The sequence below is a fragment of the Cryobacterium adonitolivorans genome (assembly GCF_004402695.1).
Taxonomy (GTDB): Bacteria; Actinomycetota; Actinomycetes; order Actinomycetales; family Microbacteriaceae; genus Cryobacterium; species Cryobacterium adonitolivorans.
In genome coordinates this window covers 37,073-58,109 of record NZ_SOFL01000025.1, presented here as the reverse complement: position 1 = coordinate 58,109, position 21,037 = coordinate 37,073, and the positions used below count along the sequence as shown (strand labels likewise).

The 21,037-nt window shown below is 64.3% G+C and carries 18 protein-coding genes and 1 pseudogene; 9 read left to right on the top strand and 10 right to left on the bottom strand.

What is annotated here, in order from left to right:
- Window positions 1–71: 71 nt before the first annotated feature.
- Both E3O42_RS08000 and E3O42_RS07995 read right to left on the bottom strand, forming a co-directional pair.
- Window positions 72–845 carry a hypothetical protein gene (locus tag E3O42_RS08000; RefSeq protein WP_134453444.1) on the bottom strand — a complete coding sequence of 258 codons (774 nt, stop codon included), beginning with the start codon at window positions 843–845 and terminating at the stop codon, window positions 72–74.
- A gap of 139 nt (window positions 846–984) precedes the next feature.
- Window positions 985–2,415: a CCA tRNA nucleotidyltransferase gene (locus E3O42_RS07995; protein WP_134453443.1), complete on the bottom strand. Its 1,431-nt coding sequence runs from the start codon at window positions 2,413–2,415 to the stop codon at window positions 985–987.
- 90 nt (window positions 2,416–2,505) lie between these two features.
- On the opposite strand from E3O42_RS07995, the gene E3O42_RS07990 reads away from it, so the two are divergent.
- The 6 genes from E3O42_RS07990 (at window position 2,506) to E3O42_RS07965 (ending at window position 10,321) form a co-directional block, all read left to right on the top strand.
- Entirely contained in the window at window positions 2,506–4,779 is a 2,274-nt protein-coding gene (locus E3O42_RS07990) for a DUF6049 family protein (RefSeq protein WP_134453442.1), read from the top strand.
- Window positions 4,751–6,391 carry a murein biosynthesis integral membrane protein MurJ gene (gene murJ, locus E3O42_RS07985; RefSeq protein ID WP_134453441.1) on the top strand — a complete coding sequence of 547 codons (1,641 nt, stop codon included), beginning with the start codon at window positions 4,751–4,753 and terminating at the stop codon, window positions 6,389–6,391. Before E3O42_RS07990 ends, murJ begins: the two co-directional genes overlap by 29 nt.
- Before the next feature lie 164 nt (window positions 6,392–6,555).
- Entirely contained in the window at window positions 6,556–7,530 is a 975-nt protein-coding gene (trxB, locus tag E3O42_RS07980) for a thioredoxin-disulfide reductase (RefSeq protein WP_134453440.1), read from the top strand.
- A 10-nt stretch (window positions 7,531–7,540) separates the two neighbouring features.
- On the top strand, window positions 7,541–7,864 hold the full coding sequence (trxA, locus tag E3O42_RS07975; protein ID WP_134453439.1) for a thioredoxin: 324 nt from the start codon (window positions 7,541–7,543) through the stop codon (window positions 7,862–7,864).
- A gap of 134 nt (window positions 7,865–7,998) precedes the next feature.
- Window positions 7,999–9,318, top strand: a complete 1,320-nt coding sequence (locus E3O42_RS07970; protein ID WP_134453438.1) for an aminotransferase-like domain-containing protein — start codon at window positions 7,999–8,001, stop codon at window positions 9,316–9,318.
- A gap of 43 nt (window positions 9,319–9,361) precedes the next feature.
- Window positions 9,362–10,321 carry a D-alanine--D-alanine ligase family protein gene (locus tag E3O42_RS07965; protein WP_134453437.1) on the top strand — a complete coding sequence of 320 codons (960 nt, stop codon included), beginning with the start codon at window positions 9,362–9,364 and terminating at the stop codon, window positions 10,319–10,321.
- A gap of 1,435 nt (window positions 10,322–11,756) precedes the next feature.
- Here E3O42_RS07965 and E3O42_RS07960 read toward each other — a convergent pair.
- The 8 genes from E3O42_RS07960 to rpmH all read right to left on the bottom strand — a co-directional run bounded on the left by E3O42_RS07960 (window position 11,757) and on the right by rpmH (window position 16,772).
- Complete coding sequence (locus E3O42_RS07960) at window positions 11,757–12,797, bottom strand: ParB/RepB/Spo0J family partition protein (protein WP_134453436.1); 1,041 nt, start codon at window positions 12,795–12,797, stop codon at window positions 11,757–11,759.
- On the bottom strand, window positions 12,797–13,735 hold the full coding sequence (locus E3O42_RS07955; RefSeq protein ID WP_088457775.1) for a ParA family protein: 939 nt from the start codon (window positions 13,733–13,735) through the stop codon (window positions 12,797–12,799). Before E3O42_RS07955 ends, E3O42_RS07960 begins: the two co-directional genes overlap by 1 nt.
- A gap of 87 nt (window positions 13,736–13,822) precedes the next feature.
- A complete protein-coding gene (gene rsmG / locus E3O42_RS07950) occupies window positions 13,823–14,452 on the bottom strand; it encodes a 16S rRNA (guanine(527)-N(7))-methyltransferase RsmG (RefSeq protein ID WP_134453435.1) in 630 nt (209 codons plus the stop codon).
- Between the two features lie 11 nt (window positions 14,453–14,463).
- The gene (locus tag E3O42_RS07945) at window positions 14,464–14,988 is read right to left on the bottom strand and encodes a Jag family protein (RefSeq protein WP_134453434.1); all 525 of its coding nucleotides are present in this window, start codon (window positions 14,986–14,988) and stop codon (window positions 14,464–14,466) included.
- Window positions 14,989–14,993: 5 nt separating this feature from the next.
- Entirely contained in the window at window positions 14,994–15,968 is a 975-nt protein-coding gene (gene yidC, locus E3O42_RS07940) for a membrane protein insertase YidC (protein WP_134453433.1), read from the bottom strand.
- Window positions 15,956–16,288, bottom strand: a complete 333-nt coding sequence (yidD, locus tag E3O42_RS07935; protein WP_134453432.1) for a membrane protein insertion efficiency factor YidD — start codon at window positions 16,286–16,288, stop codon at window positions 15,956–15,958. The genes yidC and yidD overlap by 13 nt, the downstream gene beginning before the upstream one ends.
- Complete coding sequence (gene rnpA / locus E3O42_RS07930) at window positions 16,285–16,626, bottom strand: ribonuclease P protein component (protein ID WP_134453431.1); 342 nt, start codon at window positions 16,624–16,626, stop codon at window positions 16,285–16,287. The genes yidD and rnpA overlap by 4 nt, the downstream gene beginning before the upstream one ends.
- Window positions 16,627–16,634: 8 nt before the next feature.
- Window positions 16,635–16,772 carry a 50S ribosomal protein L34 gene (gene rpmH, locus E3O42_RS07925; RefSeq protein ID WP_010204566.1) on the bottom strand — a complete coding sequence of 46 codons (138 nt, stop codon included), beginning with the start codon at window positions 16,770–16,772 and terminating at the stop codon, window positions 16,635–16,637.
- A gap of 394 nt (window positions 16,773–17,166) precedes the next feature.
- Here rpmH and dnaA point away from each other — a divergent pair, with 394 nt between their 5' ends.
- The 3 genes and pseudogenes from dnaA to gnd all read left to right on the top strand — a co-directional run bounded on the left by dnaA (window position 17,167) and on the right by gnd (window position 21,033).
- Window positions 17,167–18,588 carry a chromosomal replication initiator protein DnaA gene (gene dnaA, locus E3O42_RS07920; protein ID WP_134453430.1) on the top strand — a complete coding sequence of 474 codons (1,422 nt, stop codon included), beginning with the start codon at window positions 17,167–17,169 and terminating at the stop codon, window positions 18,586–18,588.
- 364 nt (window positions 18,589–18,952) lie between these two features.
- Window positions 18,953–19,987, top strand: a pseudogene (gene dnaN, locus E3O42_RS07915) (DNA polymerase III subunit beta); the annotation flags it as partial.
- Window positions 19,978–21,033 (top strand): phosphogluconate dehydrogenase (NAD(+)-dependent, decarboxylating), encoded by a 1,056-nt coding sequence (gene gnd / locus E3O42_RS07910; protein WP_338144938.1) that lies wholly within the window; start codon window positions 19,978–19,980, stop codon window positions 21,031–21,033. The pseudogene dnaN and the gene gnd, both read left to right, overlap by 10 nt.
- Window positions 21,034–21,037 lie beyond the last annotated feature (4 nt).

Below are 21,037 nucleotides of genomic sequence, written 5' to 3'. Positions count from 1 at the left end.
CCAGGTGCCCCGTTACATCGGGGCAGCTGGTCCGTTTGAGGGCAACTCGCCTGGCGCACACCTGAGGTGGCTCACGTTGCGGGCCGCAGGCCAGCGTTGAGGAGCACCGCTCGGAGGCGCTCTGGCCTCAGGGCATCCGCCCACAGCCAACGGACCATCGCCCGGCCGGGCGCGCGCAACCGGTCTTCCCGACGTTTCTCGGCCCAGACGACCTTGTCGATCGTGTGCCCGCCCATGAACTCGCCCCGGGTGTACTTGAGCTCTCCGTCGAATTCACCGAGCAGAGGCATCCGTTTCGCCTGGAACCTTCGCTTCCAGCGGAAGTCGACCCGGTCTTCGCCGAAGGGGGCCGGGTAGACCACCTGCAGGTCCGGCATCGGCATGCCGGCGAGGAAGATGCCCGTGCGACTCAATGACTCCCCCACCGAGCCCGACCGCGCATCGGAGAAGCCGACGGACTGGCGGGCACGGCGGGTGCCCCGCGCAGTGCCGAGCTGACGGACCCGGTCCAGCACCTCGTCAAGGGTGACGGTCGGCAATACCGCCCCTTTCGGCAGTGGGAAGTGCTTCTGAAGTCCGGCATCCATCGGTAGACCCCAGACTCGGGCGGCCGAGAGGTGGCTCATCACCGGGCGCGCTTGCCGGGACATCACCGCGGCCTGAATTCGCAGGAGGTAGCGGGCATCCGCGTCGGCACTGGACCAACTGGTCCGCGGCACGTAGATGCCGCGCCGCAGGCGCTCGGTGCCGCCGTGCGCGTGGTCGCGGCGCATGGCGCGAGCGTCGTGGCCGAGCTGGTCGCGGGTGAGCTGAAACTGAGGCAGCGCGGATGCGTTGGGGTCCATGCCGAGAAGGGTCTCCCGGTGGCCTCGCCGAGGCGGCGCCAGCTACAGCGGTGGTGCAGAACAACGCCAGGCTCGACCTGTGGAGGACGAGCACCCCAGGCGAGGTGGGCAACTCGGCGAAGTAGGTCGGAACCCCCGGTCAGGCGCGGCGGCCCGACCACCAGGACTGCAGGCGGCGAGTGGCTTCGTCGGCGCCGAGGGGCCCGTCATCGAGGCGCTGCTCCAGGAGGTAGCGGTAGGCCTCGCCCACCTCACGGCTGGGCTTCAGCCCTAGGATCGCCATGATCTCTTCGCCGTCGAGGTCGGGGCGAACCGAGTCCATCTCTTCCTGGGCCGCGAGCTCGCCGATGCGCTGTTCGAGGTCGTCGTAGGCGAAGCCCAGCCGGTCGGCCTTGCGCCGGTTGCGCGTGGTGACGTCGGCTCGGGTGAGGATGTGCAGCCGCTCGAGCTGGTCGCCGGCGTCGCGCACGTACCGGCGCACGGCGGAGTCGGTCCAGGCCCCTTCGGTGTAACCGAAGAATCGCAGGTGCAGTTCCACGAGCTTGCCGACCGCGGCGATCGTGTCGTTGTCGAAGCGCAGCGCGCGCAGTCGTTTCTTGGCCAGCTTCGCGCCGACCACGTCGTGGTGGTAGAAACTCACCACCCCACCGGACTCGAGGCGCCGGGTGGCTGGCTTGCCGATGTCGTGCAACAGTGCCGCCAACCGCACCACGAGGTCGGGTTCGGTCAGGTTCTGGCGGCTTCGCTCGTACCCGATGGCCTGGTCGAGCACGGTCAGGGTGTGCTGGTAGACGTCCTTGTGATGGTGGTGCTCGTCAATCTCCAGCCGCAGGGCCGGGATCTCCGGCAGCACTATGGCGGCCAGGCCGGACTCCACCAGCAACTCGATGCCGGCCCGCGGGTTGGCCGAGCGCAGCAGTTTGCCGAGCTCGTCGCCGACCCGTTCGGCGGAGATGATGTTGATGCTCCCGGCCATGGCGGCCATGGCGATTGCGGTGTCGATCTCAAGGGTGAAGCCCAGCTGGGCGGTGAAGCGGGCGGCCCGCATCATCCGCAGCGGATCGTCGCCGAACGAAATCTCGGGTGCCGTGGGCGTACGCAACACCCCGTTGAGCAGGTCGTCGATGCCGTTGGACGGGTCGACGAGAGTGACCTGCGGCAGTCGAAGGGCGAGCGCGTTCACGGTGAAGTCGCGCCGAAGCAGGTCATCGTCGAGACTGCTGCCGAAGACCACGTCGGGGCGGCGAGTCTGACCGTCGTAGCTGTCGGCCCGATAGGTGGTGATTTCGACCTTTTCGCCCGCGATCTGGGCGCCGATAGTGCCGAACGCACGGCCGATGTCCCAGTGCGCCTCGGCGATCGGCTTGACGATAGCGAGGATTTGGTCCGGTGTGGCGTTGGTGGTGAAGTCGAGGTCATTGGTGACTCGATCGAGGAACGCGTCCCGGACGGGACCCCCGACCAGGGCCAGTTCGAAACCGGCCGCGGCGAATGAGTTCGCTAGACGGGAAACCGTGGGGGAGGCAGCCAGGTCGCCCAGTCTTGCGAGGGCTGCCGTGACGCTCTGCATGCCCCAATGGTAGTTGCTAGCTCGTCGTGCCCGCGCGCCATCCAGCCGGCGCGGAGGGTTCTCCCTCGGCTACGCCGTAGAATCCCGTACATGCTGGCCGATCCGAATCACGCGCGTCGGCCTGCGCTCCCCAGAATCCGGCGGCGCCTCGCGGCCGCCCTGCTTTGTGCCCCCCTGCTGCTCTGGCCGGCGCTGGCCACGGCGAATCCGGCAACCGCCGCGGGCACCGCCGGCGGGCCGGTCGCCACGGCAGCCAACAACGACACGGTCGCCCTGCACGTCACACCGGGCAACTCCTCGATCCTGCACCTCAATGAGGACCTCAAGCTCAACGTCACCATCACCAACGAATCCGCCACCTCCATCCCCGCCGGAAACGTCGATGTATTCCTGGCGGAGCGGGCGCTGACGAGCACAACGGCCCTCGATGAGTGGCTGAAACCCGACGAGGACGACGACACTGTCGGCGACCTGATGACCAGCGTCCCGCTCACCGTCCCCGTGCAGCCCAACAGCACGGTCACGGTCGCGGTCACGGTGCCCAGCGCCGCGCTCGGCCTGTTCGAGTGGAGCCCGTGGGGACCGCGGGGCATCGCGGCGTCCCTCAGCTCCGATGACGCGGTGCGGGCTTCCGGCCGATCCACCTTCGTCTGGTATCCGGATGCTTCGGTACTGCAACCCCCCGCCGTCACCCCGGTCAACCTCGCCGTGGCAATGCCGATCATCACCCCGGCGAACAGCACCGGCCTCATCAGCGCCGAGGACCTCGCCGCGTACACGGCCGGCTCCGGCATCCTCACCCGCCAACTCGAGGGACTCATCAATCGGTCCGTGGCGATCGCCATCGACCCGATGATCATCGCCTCCATCCGGGTGCTCGGAACGAGCGCACCGGAGTCCGCGGTCGACTGGCTGAACCGCCTTGACCTGGCAGAAAACGATATATTCCCGCTCGGGTATGCAGACGCGGACCCGTCCCTGGCCGTCCAGGCTGGGGCGACTGGTCCGCTGGCGCCGACCTCGCTCAGCTTCGCCACCGATCCGAGCCTGTTCGTTCCCGCCGAGCCCACCGCCGCGCCAGAGCCCGGGGATGACACCGTCGATCCGGGCGCACCGACATCGTCTGAAGCACCCCCGGTCCCGGAGCAGCCGAGCGGCGAAAGCGCGGTGCCCACCCTGGATCAGCTACTCGCCTGGGATTACACCTCTACGACCATCGCCTGGCCCGCCGACAACGCCGTCGCGCAAGACGACCTGTCCGCATTCGCGGACGCCGGCCTCACCACCACGCTCCTCGCTTCGGGCAACGTGGCCCAGGACGACCCCGATGTCAGCGCCAACACGACTGTCGACCTGGGCTCGAGCGCTCTCGGCCTTGTTGCAGACACCGGAATTTCGCAGGCGATGCGCTCGGCCGTCATGGCTACGACAGACGACGACTGGCGCAGGCACACGGCCGAGTTGTCCTCCCAAATTGCTGTCGTCGCCGCCGCGAATCCCGACAAGGCCCACACGCTTCTCGCCACCCTTGATCGCGGCTGGCCGCCGACCGCGGCTCGGCTGGCGCAGACCGTCGATGCGCTGACGGCCCTGCCCTGGTACGCCGCCACCACGCTGACGGCGGCTACCGCGGCCCCGGTCTCCACCGACGTGACCTTCCGAACGCAGGCCGAGCCGAGCAGCAGGGTCGACCTCGCGACCAGACTGGTCGACCGGGAAGCCGAGATCGTCACCTTCTCCACAGCCCTCGCCGATCCGGCCGCGGTCACGGCACCGAACCGGCTCTCCCTGCTGGGCCTGCTGGCGACGTCCTGGCAGGCCAACCCCGACGACTGGCGCACCGCCGTCGGCGACAACCTGGCGACCTCCAGCGAGGTGCTGCGGTCGGTGACCGTGAGCACCAAGGGCCCGATCAACGTCGTCGGCAGCAAGGTCGACATCCCCATCACCCTGAACAATGCCCTCGGCCAGGCCGTCACCGTGAAGGTACAGGTCGTCCCCTCCAACGGCCGCCTGGTGGTGGGAAATGACGTCGAGGCCGTGATTGATGCGAGCTCGGCCAAAACAGTGTCGATCCCCGTGACCGCTGCGGTCGGGAACGGCGCGGTCAGCCTGCGGGTGACGCTCTACACCCCGTCAGGGGCGGACCTGGGTCAGCCCTCGTTGATCTCGGTCAACGTGCGCGCCGACTGGGAAGGCATCGGATCACGCATCTTCGCCGCCCTCGTCGTGCTGTTCTTCGGATTCGGCGTGTGGCGCAACATCGTGCACCGCCGGCACGACCGCGCCCAGTCCGCCAAAGACGACCCCGCCGCCAATCCCCCAGCGTCCGCTGATGACGTCCCCCCGGCTCCCCGTGGCTAGCCAGGGCGGCGTCGGCCGCGCCAGCGCCATCCTGGCGTCGGGAACCCTCGTCTCGCGCCTGCTCGGGTTTCTCAAGGTCATCGTCTTCGCCCACATCCTCGGGCAGATCGGCAACGTCCCCGACGCCTTCACCGTCGCAAACCAGCTACCGAACACCGTGTACACGATCGTGGCGGGCGGCGTCCTGACCGCGGTGCTCGTTCCCCAGATCGTTCGCGCGAGCCTGCACGACGACGGCGGGACCGCGTATATCAACAAGCTCGTCACCCTGGCTCTGAGCATCCTGGCCATCACGACCCTGGCCGCGACGCTGCTTGCGCCCCTGATCACCCGGTTCATCGGCCTGGGCTTTTCCCCGGCGCAGCTGTCACTGGCGATCGGATTCGCGTACTGGTGCCTGCCCCAGATCTTCTTCTATGGTCTCTACACGGTCCTGGGTGAGGTCCTCAACGCCCGCAAATCCTTCGGCCCGTTCACCTGGGTGCCCGTGATCAACAACGTGATCTCGATCGGCGGACTGCTCCTCTTCGGCCTCTTGTTCGGTATCGACACGGATGGCCAGCGACCGCCGGCGGACTTCACCCCGGGGATGACCGCCCTACTGGCCGGAAGCGCAACGCTCGGTGTCGTGTTGCAGGCCGTGGTGCTGTACTTCTTTTGGCGCCGCATCGGGCTGCGTTACCGCCCCGACTTCGCTTTCCGGGGTGTCGGCCTTGGAGCGGCGGGCAAGATGGCGAGCTGGACGTTCGGCATGCTGTTGCTGACCACCGTCGCCGGCATCGTCGAGACGCAGGTCGTGACGCTCGCGTCGGGAGAAGGCGCCTCCTCAACGGTCATGAGCACGGCCTGGCTGATCTTCATGCTGCCGCACTCGATCATCACGGTGTCCGTTGCCACCGCCTATTTCACCCGGATGAGCGAGCATGCCTCCCGCGACGACACCGACAAGCTCCGCACGGATGCGTCCTCGGCCATCCGCGGTACCACCCTGCTGATTGTGCTCGCCAGCGCCGTCATCATGGTCTGCGCCTACCCGTTCGCCACGGTTTTCGGCGAGGCCGGGTTCGAGCAGGTGCAGGCCATCGGCAACGTCATCATCGCGTTCCTGCTGGGCCTGGTGGCGTTCTGCGTGCTGTTCGTCGTGCAGCGCACCTTCTACGCCCTCGGCGACACACGGACCCCGTTCTTCTTCACCCTGTTCCAGGTCGTCCTGGTCATCACGGGCGTGCTCGGTTGTGCCCTGCTTCCGCCGGAGTGGATCGCGTTCGGCATCGCCCTCACAGTGACGGTGTCCGGAATCCTGCAGGCGATCCTCGCCACGTGGCTGCTCCGCAAGCGCCTCGGCGGCATCGACGGCCGTCGCATCCTGCGCAGCCTGGTCAAATATTTCGTCGCCGTCATTGTTCCGGTCGCCGCCGGACTTGCCGTCCTTATTGCCCTGGGCGGCACCCGGAATGGCGGATTCGCCGTCTCCGGGACCGCTCCCGCGATCGTCACCATGATCGTGATCGGAACGGTCATGTCCGGGCTGTACTTCGGCCTGCTGCTCCTCATGCGCAGCACGGAATTGCACGGCTTTCTGGCGCCGTTGAAGACCCGCCTGGGGCGTTAGGCCGTCGCTGCGTCGGGTGACGGCCAAGCTACCGGTTGCTGAACAGTGGCTGTACAGCGGGGCCTCGGGCCGGACGGAGCGGAATAGCATCCGATTAGGATGTGTTGTACCCGAATGTGAGGCGCCGAAAGGCGTCTCTTCCACTGATTTCAAGGAGTCTACGCGTGCGTCAGATCATCATCATCGGTTCGGGTCCTGCCGGATTCACCGCCGCAATTTACGCCGCGCGGGCGAACATGAAGCCGCTCCTGATCGCCAGTTCCGTTGAGGCCGGCGGTGAGCTCATGAACACCACCGACGTGGAGAACTTCCCGGGCTTCGCCGACGGCATCCAGGGCCCGGAACTCATGGCCAAGATGCAGGAGCAGGCCGAGAAGTTCGGCACCGAAGTGGTGTACGACGACGTCACCAAGCTCGAATTCGGCGACACCGTCAAGTCGGTCACCCTCGGCAACGGCGAGAAGCACGAGGCCCTGTCCGTGATTTTCGCCACCGGGTCCGCCTACCGCAAGCTGGGCATCCTTGACGAAGAGCGCCTGAGCGGCCGGGGCGTGTCCTGGTGCGCCACCTGCGATGGTTTCTTCTTCAAGGAGAAGGTCATCGCCGTCGTCGGCGGCGGCGACTCCGCCATGGAGGAAGCCACCTTCCTGACCCGCTTTGCGAGCAAGGTCTACATCATCCACCGCAAGGACACCCTGCGGGCGTCGAAGATCATGCAGGAGCGCGCCCTGTCGCACCCCAAGATCGAGTTCGTTTGGAACACCGAGGTCGTCGGCATCGATGGCGAAGAAGCCGTTGAGGGTCTGCGTCTGCGCGACACCGTCACCGGCACCGATCGCACCCTCGCAGTCGGCGGCCTGTTCGTGGCCATCGGCAACGACCCGCGCACGCACCTCGTGCACAACCTGCTCGACCTCACCAGCGAGGGCACCATCGCCGTCGCCGGACGGTCATCCAAGACCAGCCAGGCCGGCGTGTTCGCCGCCGGAGACGTCATCGACCCGACCTACCGTCAGGCGGTCACAGCGGCCGCCAGTGGCACCGTGGCGGCCCTAGACGCCGAACACTACCTGGCTACCCTCCCCGAGGATCTGCTGGCCGAGGCCGGCGACCCCGAATTTGCAAGCGTCACTAATTAAGGAGCACTACATGTCAGCACGCGCCGTCACCGACGCCACCTTCGACCAGGAAGTCATCAACAACGAGAAGACCGTCCTGGTGGACTTCTGGGCCGAATGGTGTGGTCCGTGTCGTGCCGTCAGCCCGATCCTCGATCAGATCGCCGCGGAGAATTCCGACAAGATCGACATCGTCAAGCTGAACGTGGACGACCACCCGGCCCTGGCCGCGAAATACATGATCACCTCCATCCCCGCGATGAAGGTCTTCCAGAAGGGCGAGGTCGTCAAGACCGTCATCGGCGCCAAGCCGAAGCCCGTCCTTGAAGCCGACCTGGCCGACTACCTCAAGTAGCCGCCGGCAGGTTCTTCTAGGAACCCCAACACCCGCCCGGCACCCGCCGGGCGGGTGTTTTCGTACATTCGGGCGGATGCGGCCACCAGACGACGCACCCCATACGATTAAGGCCTCACCAGAACGGATATGACGTGACAGCGATAGGCACCTCCCAGGCCGGTAACAACCTCGACCCGTGGTACCACCACTACGCCGAGCGAGCCGCCGCCCTGCGCGCCTCCGAGGTGCGCGCCCTGTTCGCCGTCGCCTCACGCCCCGAGGTCGTCTCCCTCGCCGGCGGGATGCCGTACGTCGCGGCCCTGCCCCAGGACCTCGTGATCAACGCGATGGACAGCGTCATGCGCAAACAGGGTCCCGTGGCGCTGCAATATGGCTCTGGTCAGGGAGTTCCCTTGTTCCGAGAGCAGATCCTCGAGGTCATGGCACTGGAAGGCATCCGCGCAAACGCCGATGACGTCGTGGTAACAACCGGGTCCCAGCACGCACTTGAACTGGTCAGCAAGCTCTTCCTGGACCCGGGTGACGTTGTCATAGCCGAGGGTCCCAGCTACGTGACCGCAATGGTCATCTTCAAGTCATATCAGGCCGATGTCGACCACGTACCCATGGACGAGCACGGCATGATCCCCGAGGCCCTCCGGGAACACATCGCGCGCCTGGCGGCCGACGGCCGCAAGATTAAGTTCCTCTACACGATTCCCAGCTTCCACAACCCGGCCGGGGTGACCCTCAGCTGGGCCCGCCGACTGGAGATCCTCGAGATCGCCAAAACGAACCAGATTCTGGTCCTTGAAGACAACCCGTATGGCCTGTTGTACTTCGACCAGAAGGCACCGGATGCCATGCGATCCATTGAACGGGACGGCGTGGTCTACCTGGGCACCTTCTCCAAGACCCTCGCCCCCGGCTTCCGGGTGGGCTGGGCCCTGGCCCCGCACGCCATCCGCGAGAAGCTCGTGCTGGCCAACGAGGCGGCCGTGCTCTCCCCCAGTTCATTCAGCCAACTGGTAATCTCCGAGTATCTGTCGACCGCCGACTGGAAGGGGCAGATCAACACCTTCCGCGGCGTCTATCGGGAACGCAAGAACGCCATGCTCTCCGCCCTGACGGAATACCTGCCGGAGCTCACCTGGACTAACCCCAACGGCGGGTTCTATGTGTGGCTCAGCCTGCCGGACACCCTGGACTCCAAGGCCATGCTGCCTCGCGCGGTCAAGGAGCTCGTGGCGTACACCCCCGGCACCGCGTTCTTCGCGGACGGTCAGGGTCGCCAGAACATGCGGCTCTCGTTCTGCTACCCCACACCGGAACACATCCGTCTGGGTATCCGTCGCCTAGCCACCGTCATCCGTGACGAGCTGGAGCTGCTCGACACCTTCGCCGGGACCGGCTCGCTGTTTCCCGCCCACGACGGCCGCCGCTTTGGTGCTCCGCCGCCCGACATCAACTAACCCAGCGTTTCACTCCGGCTCGAGCTAAGGAAAACCCCAGATCATGAGCGAATCAGAGTTTCTTGACATTGTGGTGCTCGCGGGTGGAATCTCGCACGAGCGAGACGTCTCCATGCGCAGTGGACGTCGCGTGGCTGACGAGTTGACCCGTCTCGGTCACACCGTGACCGTGCTCGACCCGCAGGCGGGGCTCCTCACCGAACTGGCGACTCGCAAGCCCGACGTCATTTGGCCCGTTTTGCACGGGGCGACCGGCGAGGACGGCGCCCTGCTCTCCCTACTCGAGACCACCGGGATCCCACACGTAGGCCCGCGAGGCACCGCTGCGGGGCTAGCCTGGTCCAAGCCCACCGCCAAGGAACTAGTGCGTCGTGCGGGATACGCCACCCCGGCCTGGATCGCCCTGTCGCGTGAGACATTCCGCGACCTCGGTGCCGCGAGCGTTCTCGACCACCTCGTGACAGCCCTCGGCACACCCCTGGTCGTCAAGCCCGCCCAGGGTGGTTCTGCCCAGGGCGTCACCATCGTGGACACCGCCGCGGGACTCCCCCGCGCAATGGTCGATGCCTACACCTACGACGAAACCGCTCTCGTCGAAACGAAGATCGAAGGAACCGAACTCGCTGTCACGGTCATCAACACCGGCGCGGGTCCTATTGCCCTTCCCGCCGTGGAGATCGTGCCCGTGAGTGGCGTTTTCAGCTTCGAAGCACGCTACAACGCCGGCGAAACTCTGTTCTTCACTCCCGCCCGCATCGCGCCGGACGTGGCCCAGCGGGTGGCAGAAACCGCCGTCGCGATCCACAGCCTGCTCGGGCTGGCTCAGCTCTCCCGCATCGACCTGATGGTTGACGCGGAAGGCGTCGCCTGGTTCCTCGAGGCGAACGTGCTGCCCGGGCTCACCGAGACCTCGCTCGCCCCGCAATCCATCGAGGCCTCCGGCGAGTCACTCGCAACGGTATACGCCGCTCTGGCCCGAGCGGCCTCGACAAGCCTTCAGTAGCCGTCACGTTTCACGTGAAACATGACGCGGTCTTGCGGGCGTTTCACGTGAAACATCCATCCCACGCGCCATCGTGCGGCCACTCCCCCGCTCTACGACGGAACGATTGGCGCTTCGCCAGCGCGTCGTTGGTCGAGCTTGTCGAGTGCCGTCGACCTGATTTTGACAAGCTTAATCAGCGAAGCACACGAAGCGACGTGCGGCAGTCGCCGACTCGCCGTTGGTCAACCTTGTCCAGTCCCGAGCAGCGACGCATTTGCGCACCAGACGTTTCACGTGAAACATTGCTCTAACGCGCTGAAGCTCAGAATTTCTTGAACAGGGATTGCAGATGGGGTAGTCCTGTCCCCATTTCGTGCAAATTCCCGACCTTGAGCGCCATCGTGCGGCCGCTCCCCCGCTCGACGGCGGCGCTGCGGGCGACCCAGAAGGTCACAAACGCCCGTAATCGTGCCGGTTCCGGCTCGATTTGCCTTGGACGAGGACGTCTCTCGTCGTTGGGGCGAGCTCAGGGAGAGTCCTAGGGCTCGATTACGACAAGCTCAATCAACGAGCAGGGGCTCTCAAAAGGCAAAGTCACCGGATGGTAGTTCCGTGGCCAGGATTGCTCACACACGAAGCCACGGTGCAGCCGTGCCACCACGTCGTTTGTGGAGCTCGTGGAGACCTCGTGCAGAAACGTATCTCCGGGCAAGACGTTTCACGTGAAACATGTTCTTCACGGGCCGAGATTCAGAGTTACTTGCGCAGGGCCTCCGAATCGGACGTTTTGGCCCGTATTTCGCGTCAAAAATTGATGCTGAGCGCCATCGTGCGGCCGCTCCACCGCTAGCCAGCAGCGCTGCGCACGATGCGGACCGCCATAAACGCCCATAATCGGGCCAGCTCCGGCTTGATTTGCCGTCATTGAGAGTCTCCCTCGTCGCTCGGGCGAGCTCATCGAGAACAGTTGGGCTTGATTTCGACAAGCTCAATCAACGTGCCGGGTCAGAGTCCTGGCGACCTGCTCGCGACATCCAAAGTCACCAGATGGTAGTTCCATGCCCAAGCGTTCAGACGTAGAAGGTTTCACGTGAAACCACGACCCGGAGCGAAGCCGCGGGCCCTCCCCGCACTTCGACCTCCTCGCCCGTGTCCGAGCTCTTCGAAATCTAGCAACCCTGATTTAGACAGACGCAATCAGCGGTGCGAGTCAGACCGCAGAGGCGTCAACCCCACCGCATCGCTGGTTGAGCTTATCGAGACCACGTGAACTCATTTCGGCACGCTCGATCAACGCAGCGGGTCAGACTGCACGGCGTCAGCGCAACCACATGATCAAACTTCGACAGGCCTAATCAACGGGCTGGACACCGCACTTGCGGCGCTGGGCGAGCTCGTTGTGACGCCGGATGCGGTGCGCGCACGCCGAATGTTTCACGTGAAACACTCGGTGTCAGCTGGCTCCAAAGCCGGGTTCTCCGAGAACACCCAAGATGCGGTTTAGATCGCCGATAGTCGCGAAATCAACCGTGATCTGGCCTTTTCGTGCACCGAGATTGATCTTCACCCGGGTATCCAGGCGGTCTCCGAGGTGTTCGGCAATCTCATTGAGGTGTCCCTGGCGCTTGCCGGGAGCGGGCTTCACGACGACAGGCTTAGGGCCGGCGGCCGCGGCCGCCTCGGCGGCACGCACCGACAGGTCCTCGTTGACGATCTTATCCGCCAGGCGCAGCATGCCTTCCGGCTCCCCCACCGACAGCACAGCCCGAGCGTGACCCGCCGACAGCACGCCGACAGCCACACGAAGCTGCACGGCATCGGGTAGTTTCAACAAGCGCAGGGTGTTGGTGATCTGCGGGCGCGACCGGCCGATCCGGCTTGCCAGCTGCTCCTGCGTGATGCCGAAGTCAGAAAGGAGCTGCTGGTAGGCAGACGCCTCTTCGAGGGGGTTCAGCTGCGCGCGGTGCAGGTTCTCCAGCAACGCGTCGCGGAGCATGTCGATGTCAGCGGTATCCCGCACGATCGCCGGAATGCTATCGAGGCCGACTTCCTTGGTGGCGCGCAGGCGCCGCTCCCCCATGACGAGTTCATACTTGCCCGGCTGCTCGAGCAGCGGACGCACCACGATGGGCTGCAGAACACCGACTTCGCGGATGCTGTGCACAAGCTCGGCCAGGTCGTCCTCATCGAACACGCTACGCGGCTGAGCGGCGTTGGGCACGATGTCGGCCGGGTCCAGGTGCGCGAGGCGGGCACCGGGAACCGGAAGCAGCTCAACCGAGCCGTCGTCAGACGGATCAATCGGCGAGATTACAGTGGTGTCGGCCGAACCGGTCGGCACGGACCCTGCTACCGGCGACGCGCCGGCAGTGCCCTCGGCGTGCGGAACCTCGTTGTACGGAAAGAAGACGTCGACCGGCCGGGCCTGTGAGGGGTTGTCCTGCACCGGAATCAAGGAACCGATACCGCGGCCGAGCCCTGTACGTTTCGCCATTACTGCGCATCTCCTGTTCGTGGCACGCCCCGACGGGCGATTTCTGCTGCTGCTTCGAGGTACGAGAGGGATCCTGCCGAGTTGAGGTCGTAGCTGATGACGCTCTGACCGTAGCTGGGCGCCTCAGACACCCTCACAGAGCGCGGGATCAGCGTATCCAGGACCTGTTTCGGAAAATGATCGCGCACATCCTGCGCCACCTGGTTCGCGAGGTTCGTGCGGCTGTCGTACATCGTGAGCAAAATCGTCGAGACGATGAGCTGCGGGTTGAGGTGCTTCTCGATCAGCTCGATGTTCTTCAGCAGCTGACTCAGACCCTCCAAGGCGTAGTACTCGCACTGGATCGGAATGAGCACCTCCCGGGCGGCAACGAACGCGTTGATCGTGAGGAGTCCGAGCGACGGCGGACAGTCGATGAAGACGTAGTCGTACGGGTCGGCCATCTCCTTGATGTGCAGGTCGAGGGCCCGGCGCAGCCGCTGTTCGCGAGCCACCAGCGAGACCAGCTCGATCTCCGCGCCGGCCAGGTGGATGGTCGCCGGCACACAGTACAGGGCGCCGAACTCCGGGCTCTTCTGAACCACGTCCACCATCGGCAGGTCGTTGATGATGACGTCATAGACGCTCGAAGTTTCGGCGCGGTGCTCCACACCCAGTGCGGTGGAGGCGTTGCCCTGCGGGTCCAGGTCGATCACTAGCACACGGGCGCCCTGGCGGGCCAACGCCGCAGCCAGGTTGACGGCCGTGGTGGTCTTGCCCACCCCACCCTTCTGGTTGGAAATGGTGATCACCCGCGTGCTCTCGGGCTTCGGCAACCGTTCGGCGGCGATCACCTGGCGGCGGCGGGTCAGATCCGAGATCTCCCGCGCCAAGGGGGTGCTGTTGTCGACGCCGGAGCCGGGAGTGCCGGTCTGCTGGTCTTCGCCGGGATGTTTCACGTGAAACCTTTGCGTTCGACGGTTGATGAGCCACCCGAAAGGGGGCCCCGGTGCTGTACGCCCATACTGCGCGGACGTTGCCGGGGACTAGTCCACTGTAGCCTTAATGACCCGAGTGACGTCCTCCAGCACACCCTCACCGAGGGTGATTACCTCCACATCGCGCAGGTGGAACCGCGCGATCGGCTTGGCCGCGTTCGCGATCTCCCCCGCGGCGCCCGCACCCTTCATCAGCACGAGCTCGCCACCGGAACGCAGCAGCGGCGCCGTGAGGGGAATAAGGGTCTTGAAGGCGCTGACCGCCCGTGCGGTGACCTGATCCAGTGGGGTGTCCAGGCGGATGTCTTCGGCGCGGGCGCGCAGCACACGCGCATTGGCGAGGCCGAGCGCCTCAATCTGGCCGGTCAGCCAGGCCACTCTGCGCTCCATTGGCTCAATGAGCACGAAGGACACATCGGGCCGCGCAATGGCGAGGACCAGACCGGGCAGACCGGCACCCGATCCTACGTCACCGACCAGGCCGGGCTTCAGGAGTGGAGCAACCACGACGCAGTTCAGGATGTGCCGGCTCCACAACCTGGGAAGCTCGAGCGGGCCGATCAGGCCGAGCTCTTCGCCCTGCTCGGCGAGGTGCCTGGTGAACTCCCGGGCGACCTCGCTGCGGTCACCGAAGAGTCCGGCGGCGACGGCGGGCTCCGCCTCGAGGGTTTCAGTCATACTCGGCGTGGCTACGCTGCGGTGATGACGGTGTGACGGTCACGGCCTTCGCCCAGGGACTCGGATACGTATCCGCGCTCCGAGACGATGTCGTGCACGAGCTTGCGCTCGTAGGACGACATCGGGGGGAGGGAAGCCTCCGTTGCGCCGCCTTCGATGCGCTCGATGGCATGCCCGACCAGGTCGGTCAGCTCGGCCTGCCGGGCCTCGCGGGAGCCCCCGATGTCGAGGATCAACCTGGAGAACGACCCGGTCTTGTTCTGCACGGCCAGTCGGGTGAGCTCCTGCAGGGCGTTCACGGTGTCGGGCTTGGACAACAGGCGCAGGTTGTGAGCGTCGACCGAGTTCACCGACAGGTAGGCGCGTCCGTTGCGGGCATCGATGTCGATGTCGCCGTCCAGGTCGCAGATGTCGAGGAACTCCTCGATGTAGTCCGCTGCGATGTCGCCTTCCTGCTCCAGCTGGCCGATGGTCGGCGCGGCGTCGGACGCGGCATCCGCATTGATCACGTCGGTGTTCTCAGTCACGTTGTCCATCCCTCTTACTTCTTGGGGCCGGTCTGCTTCTTGGCACGGTTCTTGCCAACGGGCTGCTGGCGCTGGGCCGGCTTCTTGGGCTCGTCGACAATGATGATGTCGCCGTCGGTTGCGATGAGCTTGCCCTTACGTGCGAGGCGCTCTTCGCGGGCCTTGGCGGCCTCACTGCCCGGTGTGGGCATGTTGCGGATGACGAGGAACTGCTGGGCCATGGTCCAGATGTTCGAGGTGAGCCAGTAGAACATGACGCCGAGCGGGAAAGCCACACCTGAGAAGGCGAAGACCAGCGGCAGCAGGTACAACATGATCTTCTGCTGACGGAACATGGGGCTGGCCTTGGTCTCCGGCGACATGTTCTTGGAAACGATCTGAAGTTGGGTGATGAACTGCGACGCGGTCATCAGGATGACCATGGTGGCCGCGATGATCATGACGGAGAGGTTGAAGTCCGCTCCAGAGGTCCACAGCGCCCACTGCTGCGCGAACGTGTCGTGCAGGGGCGCGACGCCGAACAGGTTGGCGTTTCCGAAGCTTGTCGCCAGGGCCTGGTTGAGTGGGCCGACGCCGGCGTTGGAGCGTTGGGCGTCATTGAGCACCGAGAAGAGGGCGAAGAAAATCGGCATCTGCAGGAGTAGGGGCAGGCACGAGGCGAGCGGGTTGGTCCCTGTGCGCTTGTACAGCTCCATGGTCTCGCGGGACATGGCCTCGCGGGAGAACTGGTCCTTCTTGCCCTTGTACTTGTCCTGGATCTTCTTGAGCTGCGGTGCCACCTCGAGCATCTTGCGCTGGCTCTTGATCTGCCGAACGAAGATGGGAATCAGGGCCGCTCGCACCACGAGGACGAGGCCGACAATGGAGAGCACCCAGGTGAGGCCGTCGTTGTAGCCCATCCCCAGGTTGGAGAACAACCAGTGGAAGGCGACGAGCAGAAGCTCAACGGCCCATTTCAGCGGCCAAAGAATAGTACCTATGAGGTCCATACGTGCGGGTCAGCCCTTTCCGTGGCTAAAGGAACTACAAATCCAAACGACGTCACGGTAAAGCGACGGTGTCGTTTCAGGGGAACATCATCGATTCCGCCCTCAGCCCAAGGATGACAACGCAAGACCCGGCGTGCGGCGAAAAAAGAACCGACGATCAGGCCATATTCTTGGACGGCGCCGAGGGCGTACGCCGAACACGATGGGTAGTACCGGCAAACATCGCCGTACAACGGTGAGATTACTGCGCGATAGACCCGCAGGAGCACGACACCGAGATTTCGGGGAAACAGCACCAGCGTGAGTATCACTCTGTTCATCGTGCGCGCTGCCCCTTGACCAGGGCATTCGACAATTCGGCCACAAGATCGGGCCAGTCGACGTGCACAGATGTGGGCAGTGCGCGAAAAACGACCTCCGTCCCGGCTGGAACGCCAGGAAGGAGATCGAAGCTTGCTGCCTTCATTCGCCGGCGCACGCGGTTACGAACCACCGCGCTGCCCACGTTTTTGGCGACGATGAAACCGAACCGCACCGGAGTGGGTTCTGGGTTGCGGCGAAGATACGCCACCGTGTGCGGGCCGACGACCCGCACACCTCGTCGAACGACAGCCTTATAGTCGCTCCCGCTCGTGATGCGATTGGCGTGAGCGAGCACGAGGTGTCTTACGCGGAGAGTTCGGTGCGACCCTTGCGACGACGAGCACCGAGGATGGCGCGTCCGGCGCGGGTGCGCATACGAAGACGGAAACCGTGCACCTTCGCGCGACGACGGTTGTTCGGCTGGAACGTTCTCTTGCTCATTGTTCAATCTCCACGTATTGGATCTCCGCAGGCCAAAACGAGCGGCCGGGAAAGAGTGAGGTAGCCCACGGGCTGGGGTCAACTGATTAAAACTACGGCTTCGCTCGCCCGTGGTCAAACTGGCGAGGCCCAAACGTTCGATTCTGCCCATTGAATTCCCATTTCCGGTACAGACACGCTGGCATTCTTCAAGCTAATTTGGCCTGACCGCCGGTCATTGACTACCGTGAGGACAAGTTATCCACAGGTTGTGGGTAAACCCTGAGAATCCAGTCGTTATTTACCCACAGGCGGTGGATAACGTTGTGGATGAATCGCCCGATGGGACATTCTGTGTCGACACGCGGAGGAACTCTCAGGGCGGCAAACGTACAGATGAAGATTGTGGGAAACCATGCCAGACGGGGAACAGCCCATCAGCGAGACATGGCGGTCGGTTCTGACCATCTTGGAGTCGGACGACACCGTCACTCCGATGCTGTACGGCTTCCTGAACCTGGTCGAGCCCAAGGGCATCGCGGCCGGCACCTTCTACCTTGAGGTCCCGAACGAGTTCACCGCGAGCATGCTCAACGTACGCATGCGGGTTCCGCTCCTCACGGCGATGGGCCAGCTCAGCGAATCGGTTGCGGTCACCACGTTCTATGTCGTGGTCAATCCCGAACTCGAGCAGGAGTCCCTGCGTCCGGTGCAGGAGCCGATCCAACGCCAGCCTGACATCGAGACACCGGCCACACCGCAGTCAGTTTTCGAAAGCACTCCCCCGGAACGCCCGCACGACACCCGGCTGAACTCCAAGTACAGCTTCGACAACTTCGTCATCGGCCAGTCCAACCGGTTCGCCCACGCCGCGGCCGTCGCCGTGGCCGAGGCTCCGGCCAAGGCGTACAACCCGCTCTTCATCTACGGTTCCTCAGGACTGGGCAAGACTCACCTGCTGCACGCCATCGGCCACTACGCGATGAGCCTCTATCCGGGCATCCGCGTGCGGTACGTCAGCTCCGAGGAATTCACCAACGACTTCATCAACTCGATCGCGAATAACCGGGGTTCCGCGTTCCAGAATCGCTATCGCAACATCGACATTCTGATGATCGACGACATCCAGTTCCTGCAGGGCAAGGCGGAGACGCAGGAAGCGTTCTTTCACACCTTCAACACCCTGCACGATCACAACAAGCAGGTGGTCATCACGAGCGACCTCCCCCCGAAGGCCCTGACCGGCTTCGAAGACCGCATGCGGTCGCGATTCGAATGGGGCCTGATCACGGATGTGCAGGCTCCCGACCTGGAGACCCGCATCGCGATCCTTCGCAAGAAGGCGCAGAGCGAGAAGCTGCAGGTTCCGCACGACATCCTCGAATTCATGGCGTCGAAGGTCTCCTCCAACATCCGGGAGCTCGAGGGCACCCTGATTCGGGTCACCGCGTTCGCGAGCCTCAACCGCACCCCCGTGGACATGAACCTGGTGCAGACCGTATTGAAGGACGTGATCACCCTCGACGAGGACAACGTCATCGCGCCGGTGGATATCATCACCAACACCGCGGACTACTTCAAGCTCACCGTCGACGACCTCTACGGGTCGTCCCGCTCGCAGGCTGTGGCGACCGCTCGGCAGATCGCGATGTACCTGTGCCGGGAACTGACGAACCTCTCGCTCCCTAAGATCGGCCAGCTGTTCGGCAATCGCGACCACACCACGGTGATGTACGCGAACAAGAAGATCAGCGAACTCATGAAGGAGCGCCGGTCCATCTACAACCAGGTCACGGAACTGACAAACCGCATCAAACAGGATCACCGCTACAAGTAAGAGAAATTTTTTTGTGTTTCGTACCTGTGGATAACCCTGTGGAAACTGCCCGGACAACTCGGTTCAAACTGTAGAAACGCACGGCCCGCTTGTGAAAACTCCGAATTACAGAAACCAGTTCGTGTCATTCATTGGGGTTAACGCTCACAGGGCGTCCACAAGTTACAAGTTTGTAGTTCCCAGTCGTTGAGCGCTATCCACCGAGTTATCCACAGTTTCCACACCGGTTAAGAAGATTAACGATTAACTTCATTAGCTCCAGGTCCAACAACCTTTACTCGCCACGGCTCACAAGAAATGGGCCGCCGATAAACCCGACTAGCATTGAGGCCGTATCCAGGTCTCCACCGACAGGAGTGACTTCGTGAGATTTCAGGCCAATCGGGATGTCTTCAGCGAAGCCGTTTCTTTCGCTGTAAAGCTCCTTCCCCAACGCACCACCCTGCCCATTTTGAGCGGTGTCCTTATCGAGGCGACAGAGACCGGCCTGATCCTGTCCTCGTTCGATTACGAGGTGTCGGCGCAGACCGAGATCGCCGCCGACGTCGAAGAGACCGGCAAGGTGCTCGTGTCCGGCCGTCTTCTGGCCGAAATCGCCAGCCGAATGCCCAACGCCCCGGTGCGGTTCTCGACCAACGATTCCCGCATCACCGTGAGCTGCGGCACCGCAAACTTCACACTCCTGTCTATGCCGGTAGAGGAATATCCGAGTATTCCCAAGATCAGCGCCCAATCCGGGCTCGTACCTGCCGAGGAGTTCGCCGCGGCAGTGTCGCAGGTAGCCGTCGCCGCGTCCCGAGACGACGTCACCCCGGTCATCACCGGAGTTCAGCTGCAGATCACAGAGAACAGCATCAGTCTTGTCGCCACCGACCGGTACCGCGTTGCCGTGCGCGAGATCGACTGGGACCCGGGAGCCAACCAAGCCCAGGAACCGATCACCGCGCTGGTGCCGGCCCGCACCTTGCAGGAGGTCGGCAAGACCTTCGGCCACAGCGGCACCATTTCGGTGGCCATCACCAACACGGACGACCGCGAACTGATTGCCTTCACCGCCGACAAGAAAACCGTCACGTCGCTGCTGATCAAGGGCAATTACCCGCCCGTGCGTCGCCTGTTCCCGGACAACGTCGACAACTACGCCGTGATGAACACCGCAGAACTGATCGAAGCCACCCGCCGCGTGCAGCTGGTGCTCGAGCGTGAAGCCGCCCTGCGGTTCAGCTTCACGGCCGACGGTCTCACCCTCGAAGCCATCGGCTCCGAGCAGGCCCAGGCTTCCGAAACTATCGACGCGATCCTCGCCGGCGGCGACACCGTCGTCTCGCTCAAGCCGCAGTTCCTGCTCGATGGCCTCGGCGCGGTGCACTCCGAGTTCGTGCGCATCTCATTCACCAAGACCGAGAATCCCAACAAGCCGGGACCGGTGCTCATCACGAGCCAGACCTCACGCGAGCAGCCCGGCGCCGACAGCTACCGGTACCTCCTGCAGCCGAACCTGCTCCTGCGCTAAACGCGCAAGCCCAACCAGCACGACACGAACCACGAAGGACTGCCATGCACATCGGAATCGTCGGCTTGGGCAAAATGGGCGCCAACATGCGAGACCGTCTGCGCGCCGCCGGTCTGACGGTCACGGGCTACGACCGCAACCCCGCGGTATCCGACGTCGCCGATACAACTGAGCTGGTCGCGGCGATCCCGTCTCCCAGGCTGGTCTGGGTCATGGTTCCGGCCGGCGAGATCACCACCTCGGTGATCGCCGACCTGGCCACCAAGCTCTCCCCCGGCGACCTGGTCATCGATGGCGGTAACTCCAGGTTCACCGAAGATTTCACCCACGAGGCGCTGCTCGCCGAGCACGGGATCCACTACGTGGACGCCGGTGTTTCCGGCGGAGTCTGGGGCCTCACCAATGGTTTCGGGCTCATGGTCGGCGGCGCCGCCGCTGACGTGCAGACGGCCATGCCCGTGTTCGATGCGCTGCGTCCGGAGGGCCCGCGCGAGGAAGGTTTCGTGCATGCCGGCAAGGTCGGCGCAGGTCACTACGCCAAAATGGTGCACAACGGCATCGAATACGCGCTGATGCAGGCATACGCCGAAGGCTATGAACTGCTGGAGAAGCGCGACGACCTCATCCAGGATGTGCCCGGGATCTTCACGGCCTGGCAGCGCGGCACCGTCGTGCGGTCCTGGCTGCTCGAGCTCCTGGTGCGTGCCCTCAAGGACGACCCGCAGCTGGGCGACATCGAAGGCTACGTCGAGGATTCAGGTGAGGGACGCTGGACCATCGAAGAGGCCATCAACAACGCCGTTCCGGTGCCCGCGATCAGCGCGTCGATCTTCGCCCGCTTCGCCTCCCGCCAGGACGATTCCCCGGCCATGAAGGCCGTGGCCGCGCTGCGCAACCAGTTCGGCGGCCATGCCATAAAGAAGGCAGACTGATCCC